This window comes from Streptomyces sp. NPDC051109, assembly GCF_044455885.1.
GTDB lineage: Bacteria > Actinomycetota > Actinomycetes > Streptomycetales > Streptomycetaceae > Streptomyces.
Map to the genome: position 1 here is coordinate 217,291 of NZ_JBITFF010000011.1, position 13,030 is coordinate 230,320.

The window sequence follows — 13,030 nt, forward strand, 5'->3', positions numbered from 1 at the left end:
TACGCCTCGACCGCCCCCGCATGCGCCCGCACCTGGCCGGGCATGTTGGGCACATCTCACGGTGCGTCGTCGTTCGACGTAGTACGACGCCCCCCGGTGCGGGCGTGGGCGCGACGGAGGTGAAGGTGTGATGGCGGGATTCCGAAGTCTGGCGTACCAGGTGCGGGACGCACGCAATGACCGTGCCCTGCGGCGCCATTCGCTGCGCCGCTGCCTGGAGCGCTTCGCTCCGTACGGGCACCGGGCGACGTGGTGGCATCTGTGCGACCGGCACGGCATAGCCCCCGAGGACCGGGCGGCCGATCCGCAGCGGCTGGTGGCGGCGTTGGAGGAGTTGGAGGACGCGCGGGCGGTCTGGCTGGAGTACGAGCGGCAGTTCGCGGAGCGGCGCCGGCGGGAGAAGCACCACGGGCTGCGCCGGCCGGAGTGGGCCTGGGGCGGCAGCGGGGACGCGGTGGTGCGGTGCGCCGATCCGGGGGTGCGGCCGGACGGGACGCTGGGAGAGGTGCTGCGGCGGCTGGTCGCGGCGCTGGAGTCGCAGCCGGGGACGGGGTGCCCGGTCTGCGGGGAGCAGGAGCTGCGCTGGCCCGCGCACGGGCCGGGGCAGAGACGGGGGCCCCGCGCGGGGCATCGCACCTGGGAGGGTGCGTGGGCCTGGGACGGTCCGGTGTGTGCGGGGTGCGGGATCGTCGTCCCGAGGCCGGCGCTGGCGGACGCGGTTTCGGTGGCGGACCCGGCTTCGGCGGGGGCGGCGTGAGCCTGCGGGGGCTGGGGGCAACGGGGCCGGGTTCGGGGGCGCCGGTTTCGGCGGCGGGGCCGGATCCGGTGTCGGTTGCGGTATCGCTGAACGGGGCACGCGGCGCCGTCGACGGCGGCGCCGTGCCCCTGTCCCCGCCGGATGTGGTGGAGTCGGCGCTGGCGGCGGTGGCCGCCGGGGCCGGGGAGGTACTGGTCCATCCGCGGACCCCGTGCGGCAGGGAGAGCCTGTCGCCCCGGGTCGTGGGACCGCTGCTGGACGCGGTGCGGGGCGCGGGGGTCTCCGTACCGCTTTCGGTGTCGGCGGGGATCGGGGCCGAGCCCGATCCGGCGGGGCGGCTGGAGCGGGTCCGGTCGTGGAGGGTGCTGCCGGACCGGGCGGTGGTGCATTTCGCGGAGCCGGGGGCCGAGGAGTTGGCGCAGGCCCTGCTGGCTCGGGGCGTGGCGGTGGACGCGGTGGTTCCGCTGGGCGGGGAGGCCGGGGCCGGGCCGGGGACCGGGCCCGGGCCGCTGGCTCGGTTCCTGGCCTGGCCGGTCCGGGACCCGGCGCGGATCCGGCTCGCGGTGGAGCTGGCCTCGGCCGATCCGGCGCTGGTGGCCGGGCTGCGGTGGCTGCCGCCGGTACCGCTGCTGCTGTTCGGGCGGGAGGCCGCCGCCTGGCCGGTGCTGCGGCTGGCCGCTCGGTGCGGTGCGGGAGCGCGGACCGGCGTCGGCGACGTACTGCACCTGCCGGACGGGCGGCCGGCGCGGTCGAACGCCGAGCTGGTGGCGGCGGCCCGCGCGATCGTGGGCCGCGCGGCAGCCGCTACAGCCGGGAGCCGGTGAGCTGCTCGCCGAAGACGTCGTCCGGGTTGGACAGGGCGCAGTTCTTCAGCGAGAGGCAGCCGCAGCCGATGCAGTCGGTCAGGTGGTCGCGCAGGCGCGCGAGCTGGGTTATCCGGTGGTCGAGCTCGGCGCGCCAGGCCTCCGAAAGCCGGGCCCAGTCCTCGCGGTTGGGGGTGCGCTCCTCGGGTAGCTGGGCGAGCGCGTCGCGGATGGCGGCGAGCGGGATGCCCACGCGCTGGGCGGCGCGCACGAAGGCCACCCGGCGCAGTGCGTCGCGGCTGTAGCGGCGCTGGTTGCCGGCGGTGCGGCGGCTGCTGATCAGGCCCTTGGTCTCGTAGAAGTGCAGCGCGGAGACGGCCGCGCCGCTGCGGGCGGACAGCTGGCCGACGGTGAGCTCGTGGACTTTCTCGGGAATCTGCGGCACGAGGCCGAGGGTAGTCGGCCGGTCCGACATTCGTTGACAGACGTGTCGTTGACAGATACATGCGGCCCCACCATGCTGAGCAGCGCGCTGAGCAAGCGCTTATTCGCCCGACGTTGCCAGGGAGAGGGAGACGCATGGCCGAGCCGAGGACCTTCACGTCCGCCGAGGAACTGCGCGCGGGGATCGGGGAACCGCTCGGTCCGAGCGGGTGGCTGGACGTGGACCAGAAGCGGATCGACCTGTTCGCCGATGCCACCGGCGACCACCAGTGGATCCACGTGGACCCGGAGCGGGCCGCGGGCGGGCCCTTCGGCTCCACCATCGCCCACGGCTATCTGACGCTGTCGCTGCTGCCGAGCCTGGTCCCGCAGGTCATGCGGGTCGAGCGCATGAAGATGGGCATCAACTACGGCACGAACAAGGTGCGCTTCCCGGCGCCCGTCCCGGTCGGCTCGCGGCTGCGCGCCACCGCCGTGATCACGGAGGTCACGGAGGCGGGCGGCGGCGTCCAGGTCACGGCGACGGTCACGGTCGAGCGCGAGGGCGGCGACAAGCCCGTGTGCGTCGCGGAGTCGGTGTCCCGCTACTACTTCTGAAGCGTCCCGGGTCCGCCCGGGGCGGCGCCCACCATGCGCAGGACGAGGTCGGCGTAGAGCGCGCCGACCTCGTCGGGCGTGCGGCGGCCGGCCGTGTTGAACCAGCGGGCCACGTCGATGCAGAGGGACAGGACGGCGAGGGTGGTGCCGGGGACGTCCGGGACGTCGAACTCCCCCGCCGCGACCCCGTCGGCGAGGATGCGGCGTACGGCGGCGTCGCTCTGCCGGCGCAGGGCCACGATCTCGGAGCGGTGCTCCGGGGCGAGGGCGTCCAGCTCGTACTGGACCACGCGGGCGGTGGTGTGGTGCGCGGCGTGCCACAGCACGAAGGACCGTACGGCGGCGTCGAGCCGCTCGGCGGCCGACCCGGGGCCGGAAGCGGCGGTCTCCAGGATTTCCAGGGCCTTGTCATGGCCGATCCGGCTGATCCGGTGGAGCAGCTCTTCCTTGGTCTTGTAGTGGATGTAGAGCGCGGCCGGACTCATGCCGGCCCGTCCTGCGATGTCACGTGTGGTGGTGGCGTGGTACCCGCGCTCCGCGAACGCCTCGACGGCGGCGACGAGCAGCCGCCGCGCGGCGTCGGGGGTGACCTCCGACCACGGCCGGTAGCCGGCGGTCGCCTCGGTCGTCTCCTCCGCGCTGTCCATCGCTCGCTCACCCTCTTCGTCCTGTGGAAGGAACACCTTACCGGAGGGTGAGCAAGCGCTTAGGCCGTGTCGTGCGGATCAGGCCGGGCCCCCGGCGCAGCCGACGGCTCCGGACCCCGCGCCGGGCCCTGGACGCGAGCCCGGGCCTCAGACCTTCGGCTGGAAGGGGTCGTAGTCGGCCATGATCTTCTCCATCCGGGCCTGGTCGACCCGGGTGACGATCTGGGTGAGCTCCTGACGGTCCCGGATCACCTTGGCGAGGGTGAAGGCCGAGGTGGTGAGGTAGAGGACCGCGATGCCGAGGAAGGCGCGGACCCAGCCGTCCACCTGGAGGTGGTAGATCCCCACGGCGACGGCACAGATGGCGATGGCGAAGGAGGCGACGGCCTGACCGTAGTACGCCGCCGAGTTGCGCTGCTTGACCGGTGTCTCACTCATGGGCCCAGCATCGGGCGGCGCGGCCGCGCGCGCCTCCGCGCACGTACTCAGATGCGTACTCAGGTACCCGCCGGGACGCTTTCCGGGGCGCATTCCGGGCCGCATTCCGGGCCGCACGCAGGGAGGCCCGCCCGGACCGCCGCTCAGAAAGCGGACACTCCGGTACGGGCACGGCCGATCAGCAGCTTCTGGATCTGGCTGGTGCCCTCGTACAGGGTCATGACCCGGGCGTCGCGCAGCAGTTTGCCGGCCGGGTACTCGTCGATGTAGCCGTAACCGCCGTGCACTTGGAGGGCGTTGCTCGCCGCCCGTACCGCGGCCTCGGAGGCGAAGAGCTTGGCGGTGGAGGACTCGGTGGCGAACGGCTGCCCGCGGTCGACGAGGTCGGCGACCCGCCAGGTCAGCAGCCGGGCCGCGTCCACGTCGACCGAGATGTCGGCGATCAGCTCCTGGACCAGCTGGTGGTGGGCGATGGGCTTGCCGAACTGCTCGCGCTGGGCGGCGTACGAGACGGCCGCGTCCAGCGCCGCCTGCGCGATGCCGACGCATCCGGCGGCGACGGACATCCGGCCCTTGGCGAGGGCCGACATGGCCACGGAGAAGCCCTTGCCCTCGGGGCCGAGCATCGCGGAGGCGGGGACGCGGACCCCGTCGAGGGCGAGTTCGGCGGTGGCCTGGCCGCGCAGGCCGAGCTTGCCGTGGATCTCGCGGCGGGCGAGTCCGGGGGTGGCGGTGGGCACGAGGAAGGCGGAGATCCCGCGGTGGCCGGGCTCGTCGCCGGTGCGGGCGAAGAGGAGGACCACGTCGGCCCAGGTGCCGTTGGTGATGAACATCTTGCTGCCGCTGATGACGTACGCGTCCCCCTCGCGCACGGCGCGCGTGGTGAGGCTGCCCGCGTCCGATCCGGTACCGGGCTCGGTCAGGCCGAAGCAGCCGAGCGCCTCGCCGGAGCAGAGCCGGGGCAGCCAGGCGCGCTTCTGCTCCTCGGTCCCCCAGGCGGCGATGGTCTTGGCCACCAGGCCGAGGGAGACGGAGACGATGCCGCGCACGGCGGAGTCGCCGCGGCCCAGCTCCTCGGTGACGAGGACGTAGGCGAGGTGGTCGCCGCCGGAGCCGCCGTACTCCTCGGGAACGGTCAGGCCGAGGAAGCCGAGGTCGCCGAGCTTCTTGACGATGGCCCGGTCGACGCTCTCGGCGCGGTCCCAGTCGGCGGCGTACGGGGCGATCTCGCGCTCGGTGAACTCGCGGGCGAGCCGGCGTACGGCTTCCTGCTCCTCGCTCAGCTCCAGGTCCACCGGGCACCTCCGGACGGTCCGGCGCGAGGTTAACTAGCACCGGTAGTTTATGGCGGGCAGGCCCTACTATGTGGCGCATGGCCAGACCGCGCAAGCCCCTCCTCAGCAGAGACCGCATCGTCGAGGCGGCGGGCGCGCTGGTGGACGCGGAGGGGCTGGAGGCGGTGTCGACGCGGCGGCTGGCCGCCGCGCTGGGGGTCAGCGGGCCGTCGCTGTACAACCACTTCCGCACGAAGGACGAGATCCTGGACGCGGTCGCGGACGCGGTCAGCGCGCGGGTCGACTTGTCGATGTTCGAGCCGGGGGCGGGCCGGGACTGGCGGGGCGCCCTGCGCGACTGGGCCCACTCGTACCGGGACGCGCTGTCCGACCACCCGAACATCGTGCCGGTGCTGGCGCGCGGCCCGGGGCGCCGCCCGGCGGGGCTGCGGGTGGCGGACGCGGTGTTCGGCGCGATGACCGAGGCGGGGTGGCCGCCGGCCCAGGCGACGCGGATCGGCGCGCTGATGCGGTACTTCATCCTGGGCTCGGCGGTGGGCTCGTTCGCCGCGGGTTTCGTGGACGACGAGACGGCGTACGACCCCTCGGACTACCCCCACCTGGGCCAGGCCCACCTGCTGGCCGAACGCCGGCGCGAGGTGGACGAGGGCGCGTTCGAGACGGGCCTGGCCGCCCTGCTGGACGGACTGGCCCTCCAGCACGAGGCGTTGACGAGCCGCGCGGCCGACGACCGGCACGAGGGCGTTGTGAGCCGTGCCGCCGACGATGGGAAGCCGCCAGCCGCCGGCTAGGAGGCCGCAGGCTGGAAGACGACGAGCGAGCGGCCGCCCTTGCCGGCGAGCATCGCCTCGAAGGCGGCCGGGATGCCGTCCAGGGTGATGCGGTCGGTGATCAGGGAGCCGAGGTCGAGGCGGCCCGCGCGGACGTGGCCGGCGATCAGCGGGAGATCGCGCGCCGGGTCGCTGTTCCCGTAGACGCAGCCCGTGAGGGTGCGGGCGAAGTGGAAGATTTCCAGGGCGTGGAAACCCACCTTCTGCTCCTTGCCGCCGATGCCGACGACCGTGGTGCGCCCGCCGCGGCGGGTGGAGTCCCAGGCGCCGCGGATGGACTCCGCCCGGCCCGCGCACTCGACGGCGACGTCCGCGCCCTGTCCGCCGGTGAGGGCGCGGATCTGCTTGGCGGTGGTGTCGGAGGCGAGCACGAACTCCGTGGCCCCGGCGGCCCGGGCCAGCTCCTCCTTGGCCGGGGAGACGTCGACGGCCACGATCGGGCCCGCCTCTGCGATCCGCGCGGCCTGGAGGGCGGCCAGGCCGACCCCGCCGACTCCGAAGACGGCGACGGACTCGCCGGGGCGCACCCGGGCGCTGTTGCGCACCGCGCCGTAGCCGGTGAGGACGGCGCAGCCGAGCAGCGCGGCCTCGGCGAGCGGGATCCCGGCGGGCGCGGGCAGCACGCAGTTGGCCGCGACGACCGTCTCCTCGGCGAACGCGGCCACGTTCAGCCCCGGGTGCAGCGGGGTGCCCGCGGCGTCGTGGGCGTAGACGGCTCCGACCCCGCTGAGCGCCTTCGCGCAGAGCCAGACCTCCCCGATCGAGCAGTGGTGGCACTCTCCGCAGGACGGGGACCAGTTGAGCACCACCCCGTCGCCGGGGGCGACGTGGGTGACGCCCTCGCCGACGGAGAGGACCGTCCCCGAGCCCTCGTGGCCGAGGACGGCGGGAACGGGGACCGTCATGGTGCCGTCGGCGAGGGAGAGGTCGGAGTGGCAGACACCGGCTGCGGCGAGCCGCACCCGGACCTGGCCGGGGCCGGGATCGGGCAGGACGATCTCCCGGATCTCCAGCGGGGCTCCGACGGCGGGCAGGATGGCGGCGCGGACCATGGTCGATTCCGTCTCTCGTGCTCAGGAGGGCAAGGCGGTGGCTTGGAGCTGGTGCGGGCGGCTCAGAACTGCAGCGACTTGGTCTGGAGGTACTCGGCCAGGCCGTGCGGGCCGAGCTCGCGGCCGACGCCCGACTGCTTGTAGCCGCCGAAGGGCGCGAGCGGGTTGAAGCGGCCGCCGTTGATGTCCACCTGGCCGGTGTCCATGCGGCGCGCGAAGGCGACCGCGGTCTCCTCGTCCGCCGCCCAGACCGCGCCGCCCAGCCCGTACACGGTCCCGTTCGCGATGCGCAGGGCCTCGTCCTGGTCCTCGTACGGGAGGATCGACAGCACCGGGCCGAAGATCTCCTCCTGCGCGATGGTCATCTCGGGCGTGACGTCGGCGAACACGGTCGGGGCGATGAAGTACCCGTGTCCGTGCGGCGCCTCGGGGCCGCCGGCGACGAGGCGCGCGCCCTCCTCGACGCCCTTCGCGATGTATCCGCGGATGCGGTCGCGCTGCTTGGCGTTGACGACCGGGCCGAGGCGGGTGCCCGGGTCGCGGGGGTCGCCCGAGGGGTACTTGGCGACGGCGGCGGCCGCGAGCGAGACGGCCTCCTCGTACTGCTCGCGGTGGACGAGCATCCGCGTGAGCGCGTTGCAGCTCTGGCCGGAGTTGTTCATGACGTGGCCCACGCCCGCCGCGACGGCCTTGGCCAGGTCGGCCCCGGGCAGGATGACGTTGGCCGATTTGCCGCCGAGTTCGAGGGCGACGCGCTTGACGGCGGCGCCGGCCGTGGCGCCGATCTGCTTGCCGACGGCGGTGGAGCCGGTGAAGGAGACGAGGTCGACTCCCTCGTGCGCGGCCAGCGCCTGCCCGGCGACCGGGCCGGTGCCGGTCACCAGGTTGAACACGCCCGCCGGGATGCCCGCCTCGTGCACGGCTTCGGCGAAGAGCTGTGCGGTCAGCGGGGTGTCCTCGGCCGGCTTGAGGACGAGGGTGCAGCCGGCGGCGAGAGCGGGTGCCACCTTGGCAACGATCTGGTGCAGCGGGTAGTTCCAGGGCGTGATGGCCCCGACGACGCCGACCGGCTCCAGCAGCACGGTGGAGTTGCCGATCCGCTCCTCGAAGGCGTACGAGGCCCCCAGCTCGGCGAACGAGGAGGACACCGCGATCGGCGCCCCCACGTGGACCATCTCCGAGAAGCCGCGGGGGGAGCCCAGTTCGGCGGTGATGATCTCGGCGAACTCGTCCTTCCGGGCGACCAGCACGTCGCGGAGGGCGCCGATCAGGGCGGCCCGCCCGGCCGGGGCCGTGGCCGCCCAGCCGGGGAAGGCGGCGCGCGCGGCGCGTACGGCCGCGTCCACGTCGTCGGCGTTTCCGGCCGGGACCCCGGCGATGACCTGCTCGTCGGCCGGGTTGACCACCTCGATCCGCTCACGTCCGGCGGCGGGCCGCCATGCGCCGTCGATGTACATCCCGTCGTGGGCCTTCATGGCTTTCCTCCCGAGCGCGCACGAACGCGTGTCGCATAGACCTGACCTCGTTCGACCACCCTACAAACTACCGCCGGTAGTTTTCGGCCCGCCAGTGCTCCCCGGGTCAGATGATGCCGAAAAGCATCCCCGCGCCGAGGACGACGAGGGAGGTGAGGGCCGCCCACTTCACGGTGAAGCGGGTGTGGTCGCCGAACTCGACCTTGGCCATGCCGACGAGGACGTAGACGGCGGGAACCAGCGGGCTGGACATGTGCAGGGCCTGGCCGACCAGCGAGGCGCGGGCGATCTCCAGGGGGGAGACCCCGTGGGCGGCGCCGGCCTCGGCCAGGACCGGCAGGACGCCGAAGTAGAAGCCGTCGTTGGACATGAAGTAGGTGAGCGGCAGGCTGAGCAGCCCGGTGACCAGGGCCATGTGCGGGCCCATGCCCTCGGGGACGACCCCGACGAGCCAGTCGGCCATGTGCTTGACCATGCCGGTGCCGCTGAGGACGCCGGTGAAGACGGCTGCGGCGAAGACCATGCCGGCGACGTTCAGCACGTTGTCGGCGTGGGCGGCGATCCGGGCCTTCTGATCGGGCATGTGCGGGAAGTTGACGGTGAGGGCGAGGGCCGCGGCGAGGAGGAAGAGCACCGGGATGGGCAGCAGCTCGGTGATCATCGCGGTGAGGAGGACGACGGTGAGACCGGCGTTGAACCAGTAGAGGCGCGGGCGGAGGGTCGCACGGTGGGGGTCGAGGCCCTGGAAGCCGTCCTCTTCCGCGGCGGAGCCGGGAGCGGACTCCGGGGCGGAGGGGGAGCCTCCCCCCGTACGGGAGGCGGGGGCGGCCGGCTCGGCCGGAGCGGCGGACCCGGCCTCGACGGATCCGGCGGTGGCGGTGGCGGTGGCGACCAGCAGGCGCTCCTCGGCGGGCTCCGCCGCCTCCCCCGGCATGACCAGCGTCCCGACCCGGCGGCGCTCCTTGAGGCCGAGGACGTACGCGAGGACGAACACGAACAGCAGGCCGACCGCGAGGGCGGGGATCATCGGGACGAAGATGTCGGAGGCGTCGACCTTGAGGGCGGTGGCGGCGCGGGCCGTGGGGCCGCCCCAGGGCAGGGTGTTCATGACGCCGTTGGCGGTGGCGGCGACGCCCGTCATGACCACCAGGCTGAGGCCGAGCCGCTTGTAGAGCGGGTACATGGCCGAGACGGTGATCATGAAGGTGGTCGAGCCGTCCCCGTCGAGCGAGACGATCGCGGCGAGGACCGCGGTGCCGACCACGACCCGCACCGGGTCCGCCTTGCAGAAGCGCAGGATGCCGCGCACGATCGGGTCGAACAGGCCGACGTCGATCATCACGCCGAAGTAGACGATGGCGAACATCAGCATGGCGGCGGTCGGCGCGAGTTTGCCGACGCCGTCGATGACGTAGTCGCCGAGGTGGGCGCCCTTTCCTGCGAACACGCAGAACAGCGCGGGGATGAGGACGAGCGCCGCGATGGGCGAGATTTTCTTCATCATGATCAGGACCAGGAAGGTGGCGATCATGGCGAAGCCGAGGAAGGTCAGCATGCAGGGAACGTAGGTGCCCCCTCCTTGCGCCAACAAGACGTCAGCGTGTGAGCAATACGAGCAAAACCCCAGCTCAGGGCAGGGGTGCCAGTTCGACGGGGAAGCCGTTGAGCACGGCGGTACCGGACAGCGGGTCGAGCCGGGAGCCGTCGAGGAGCTGGTTGACGTTGGCGCCGGGCGCGGCGGAGGCGACGGAGAGCCGGGCCCCGTCACGGTCGTGGCCCCAGCCGTGCGGGAGGCTCACGACGCCGGTGCGGACGGTGTCGGTGACCTCGACGGGGACCTCAAGACTGCCGCCCTCGGCGGTGATCCGGGCCAGGCCTCCCTCGGTGAGGCCGAGCCGCCCGGCGTCCTGCGGATTCACCTGGAGGGTGCAGCGGTTGGAACCTCCGGTGAGGGCCGGGACGTTGTGCAACCAGCTGTTGTTGGACCGCAGGTGGCGGCGGCCCACGAGCACCAGGGCGGCGGGGCGGTCGGAGAGCGCCGCCCGCAGCCTGGGGAGCTCGGCCGCGATCGGGTCCGGGAGCAGCTCGATCCTGCCGCTGCGCGTCCTCAGCACGCCCGGGAGCCGGGGCCGTAGCGGGCCCAGGTCGATGCCGTGCGGGTGCGCGAGCAGCCGCTCCAGGCTGAGCCCCGCACCGCCGCACCCGCCCGCGTCCCCGCCTTCGCCCCTGCCCCCGGACCCGTCCGCGGCCCCGTCCTCGCCCGGTGCCGCCCCGGGTGCGGAGCCGGCGCCGAACCGGTCTCCGTACGGCCCGAGTCGCAGCATCAGGTCGAGGCGCCGCTCGGGGCCGCTCTCCCCCGCGAGCAGGCCGGCCAGGCGCGCCGGGTCCTGCCCGTGCAGGGGGGAGCGCGGGTCGGCGGTCTCCTTGGCGAGGGTGCCCAGGATGACCATCTCGTCGACGGAGGAGGGGTCGGCGGATCCGTGCATGCCGGAGACGGCCAGGACCAGGCGGGCATGGATCTCGCACTCGTCGAGCCGGCCCGCTTCGAGCGGGACGGCAGGACGGCTGTAGCGGACCTGGTTGCGGATGGCGAACCCGTTGAAGGCGAAGTCGTGGTGGGCGCTCTGCGAGGGCGGCGGCGGAGGCAGTACGACGTGGGCGTGGCGGGAGGTCTCGTTGAGGTACGGGTCGATGCTGACCATGAAGTCGAGCCCGGCCAGGGCCGCGTCGAGGCGCCGCCCGTCGGGGGCGGACAGCACCGGGTTGGCGGCGATGGCGACCAGCGCCCGGATCCGCCCCTCCCCCGGCGTCTCGATCTCCTCGGCCAGGGCGGCGATGGGCAGTTCGGACTTGGCCTCGGGGTGTCCGCTGACCCGGCTGCGCCAGCGGCCCAGGGTGAAGCCCTTGCCCGGCCCGGCGGGGCGCGGCCGCGGGCCGGCGGCCGGAAGCGGGAAGAGGGCTCCCCCGGGCCGGTCGAGGTTGCCGGTGAGGATGTTCAGCACGTCGACCAGCCAGCTGGCGAGCGTGCCGTACTCGACGGTGCAGCTGCCGATCCGCCCGTAGACGGCGGCGGTGGGCGCGGCCGCCAGGGCGCGGGCGAGGTCGCGGATCTCGGCGGCCGTGAGGTCGCAGGCGGGGGCGACGGCCTCAGGAGTGAAACTCGCGAGGGCTTCGGCGAGTTCCCCGAGCCCCGCGGCCTGTTCCTCCAGGGCGCCGGGGGCCGCGAGCCGCTCCGCGAGGAGGGTGCGCGCCAGGGCGGCCAGCAGCAGGGCGTCGCTGCCGGGGCGCGGTGCGAGGTGGAGGTCGGCGAGCTTGGCCGTGCGGGTGCGGCGGGGGTCGACGACGACCAGGGTGCCGCCGCGGGCGCGCAGTGCCTTGAGCCGGCCCGGGAAGTCGGGGGCGGTGCACAGGGAGCCGTTGGACTCGACCGGGTTGGCGCCGAGGAGCAGCAGGAAGTCGGTGCGGTCGAGGTCGGGGACCGGGATCGCGAAGGGGTCGCCGAAGAGGAGCCCGCTGGAGACGTGCTTGGGCATCTGGTCGAGGGTGCTGGCGGTGAAGAAGTTCCGGGTGCCGAGGGCCTTGAGCAGCAGTGACGGGTACAGGTTGCCCGCCATGGTGTGCACGTTCGGGTTGCCGAGGACCACGCCGACGGACTGGGCTCCGTACTCCTGCACGAGGGCCGGGACGGCGTCGGCGATGGTCTCGAACGCCTCCTCCCAGGTGGCCTCCCGGAGCCGGCCGTCGCGGCGGACGAGGGGGGTGCGCAGGCGGTCGGGATCGGCGTCGAGCGCGCCGAAGGCCGCGCCCTTGGGGCAGATGAAGCCGCGGCTGAAGACGTCTTCGCGGTCCCCGCGGGCGCCCGTGACGGCAGTGCCCTCGATGGTGAGGGTGAGGCCGCAGGTGGCTTCGCAGAGGGGGCAGATGCGCAGGGCGGTGCGGGGCATGGGCCCTCCAGGGCGGCAGGCGCGACACGGACACGCGGGCGAGCCGAGCATACCGACCGGTTGGCACGGTGGGGAGGGGCTGTTCTCGCCGGACCCCGCCGAGTGCGGGTCAGTCCAGTACGCGGGACAGGTACGCGTGCATCATCGCCCGGGTCTCGGCCACGATGGCGGGGTCGCCGGCCGGGTCGGCTCGGAAGGCCAGCTTCGTCAGCGCGTCCGTGGCCTCGACGGCGACCAGGACCGCCCGCTCCAGGGTGGTGTCGGGGGTCAGGCCGAGGTGGGCGCCGAGCAGTTCGGTGAGCCGCACGGCGACCAGCCCGTTCGGGTCGGCGGCCGGGCCCTCGGCGGGCGGGGCGGGGATCCCGAAGTCGACGAGCGCGAACCCGGGGACGGTCCGCTTCATGGCCAGGTACTCGTCGAGCACGGCGTCCACGACCGGCCGCCAGTCGCCGGCCGGGAGCGCGGCGAGGCGGTCCGCGATGGCGTCGGTGTACCGGTCCAGGTTGCGGTGGGCGAGGGCGATGGACATGGCCCGCTTGTTGCCGAAGAAGCGGTAGACGGAGCCGATGGGCACGCCGGCGCGCAGGGCGACGGCCCGGGTGCTGAGGTTCTCGTACCCGGTCTCGTCCAGCAGTTCGGCGCAGGCGTCGAGGATCCGGGCGAGCCGGTCGGCGCTGCGCTGCTGGATCGGCGTCCGGCGCAGGGGGTGGGCGGGGGGCACGGGGTCCATCATGCCGCTCCTGGCTCC

General features: G+C 73.8%; 13 protein-coding genes. 4 read left to right on the forward strand and 9 right to left on the reverse strand.

Annotated features, from left to right (window positions below):
- The first annotated feature begins 130 nt into the window (after positions 1 to 130).
- Together ACIBAD_RS21875 and ACIBAD_RS21880 are read left to right on the forward strand one after the other, a co-directional pair.
- On the forward strand, positions 131 to 757 hold the full coding sequence (locus ACIBAD_RS21875) for a hypothetical protein (RefSeq protein WP_398908092.1): 627 nt from the start codon (positions 131 to 133) through the stop codon (positions 755 to 757).
- Positions 758 to 825: 68 nt separating this feature from the next.
- Positions 826 to 1,581, forward strand: coding sequence for a 3-keto-5-aminohexanoate cleavage protein (locus tag ACIBAD_RS21880; protein WP_398908093.1), 756 nt, complete (start codon positions 826 to 828; stop codon positions 1,579 to 1,581).
- Here ACIBAD_RS21880 and soxR read toward each other — a convergent pair.
- Positions 1,562 to 2,005: a redox-sensitive transcriptional activator SoxR gene (gene soxR, locus ACIBAD_RS21885; protein WP_134074806.1), complete on the reverse strand. Its 444-nt coding sequence runs from the start codon at positions 2,003 to 2,005 to the stop codon at positions 1,562 to 1,564. The two genes, ACIBAD_RS21880 and soxR, sit on opposite strands and share 20 nt — an antisense overlap.
- 134 nt (positions 2,006 to 2,139) lie before the next feature.
- Here soxR and ACIBAD_RS21890 point away from each other — a divergent pair, with 134 nt between their 5' ends.
- A complete protein-coding gene (locus ACIBAD_RS21890; protein ID WP_134074807.1) occupies positions 2,140 to 2,601 on the forward strand; it encodes a MaoC family dehydratase in 462 nt (153 codons plus the stop codon).
- On the opposite strand, the gene ACIBAD_RS21895 is transcribed toward ACIBAD_RS21890, so the two are convergent.
- The 3 genes from ACIBAD_RS21895 to ACIBAD_RS21905 all read right to left on the reverse strand — a co-directional run bounded on the left by ACIBAD_RS21895 (position 2,592) and on the right by ACIBAD_RS21905 (position 4,981).
- The gene (locus ACIBAD_RS21895) at positions 2,592 to 3,248 is read right to left on the reverse strand and encodes a TetR family transcriptional regulator (RefSeq protein ID WP_134074808.1); all 657 of its coding nucleotides are present in this window, start codon (positions 3,246 to 3,248) and stop codon (positions 2,592 to 2,594) included. The two genes, ACIBAD_RS21890 and ACIBAD_RS21895, sit on opposite strands and share 10 nt — an antisense overlap.
- A gap of 147 nt (positions 3,249 to 3,395) precedes the next feature.
- On the reverse strand, positions 3,396 to 3,686 hold the full coding sequence (locus ACIBAD_RS21900) for a YiaA/YiaB family inner membrane protein (RefSeq protein WP_134074809.1): 291 nt from the start codon (positions 3,684 to 3,686) through the stop codon (positions 3,396 to 3,398).
- Positions 3,687 to 3,829: 143 nt separating this feature from the next.
- Positions 3,830 to 4,981 (reverse strand): acyl-CoA dehydrogenase family protein, encoded by a 1,152-nt coding sequence (locus tag ACIBAD_RS21905; RefSeq protein WP_398908094.1) that lies wholly within the window; start codon positions 4,979 to 4,981, stop codon positions 3,830 to 3,832.
- A gap of 68 nt (positions 4,982 to 5,049) precedes the next feature.
- Here ACIBAD_RS21905 and ACIBAD_RS21910 point away from each other — a divergent pair, with 68 nt between their 5' ends.
- Positions 5,050 to 5,772 (forward strand): TetR/AcrR family transcriptional regulator, encoded by a 723-nt coding sequence (locus tag ACIBAD_RS21910; RefSeq protein WP_398908095.1) that lies wholly within the window; start codon positions 5,050 to 5,052, stop codon positions 5,770 to 5,772.
- Here the strand turns inward: ACIBAD_RS21910 and ACIBAD_RS21915 are convergent.
- The 5 genes from ACIBAD_RS21915 to ACIBAD_RS21935 form a co-directional block, all read right to left on the reverse strand.
- A complete protein-coding gene (locus tag ACIBAD_RS21915; RefSeq protein WP_134074811.1) occupies positions 5,769 to 6,863 on the reverse strand; it encodes a Zn-dependent alcohol dehydrogenase in 1,095 nt (364 codons plus the stop codon). The two genes, ACIBAD_RS21910 and ACIBAD_RS21915, sit on opposite strands and share 4 nt — an antisense overlap.
- Positions 6,864 to 6,925: 62 nt before the next feature.
- Positions 6,926 to 8,338 carry an aldehyde dehydrogenase family protein gene (locus ACIBAD_RS21920; protein WP_134074812.1) on the reverse strand — a complete coding sequence of 471 codons (1,413 nt, stop codon included), beginning with the start codon at positions 8,336 to 8,338 and terminating at the stop codon, positions 6,926 to 6,928.
- A 106-nt stretch (positions 8,339 to 8,444) separates the two neighbouring features.
- Positions 8,445 to 9,893 carry a CitMHS family transporter gene (locus ACIBAD_RS21925; RefSeq protein WP_398908096.1) on the reverse strand — a complete coding sequence of 483 codons (1,449 nt, stop codon included), beginning with the start codon at positions 9,891 to 9,893 and terminating at the stop codon, positions 8,445 to 8,447.
- Between the two features lie 73 nt (positions 9,894 to 9,966).
- Positions 9,967 to 12,282, reverse strand: coding sequence for a molybdopterin-dependent oxidoreductase (locus ACIBAD_RS21930; RefSeq protein WP_398908097.1), 2,316 nt, complete (start codon positions 12,280 to 12,282; stop codon positions 9,967 to 9,969).
- Between the two features lie 109 nt (positions 12,283 to 12,391).
- The gene (locus ACIBAD_RS21935) at positions 12,392 to 13,012 is read right to left on the reverse strand and encodes a TetR family transcriptional regulator (protein WP_134074814.1); all 621 of its coding nucleotides are present in this window, start codon (positions 13,010 to 13,012) and stop codon (positions 12,392 to 12,394) included.
- Between the last annotated feature and the right edge of the window lie 18 nt (positions 13,013 to 13,030).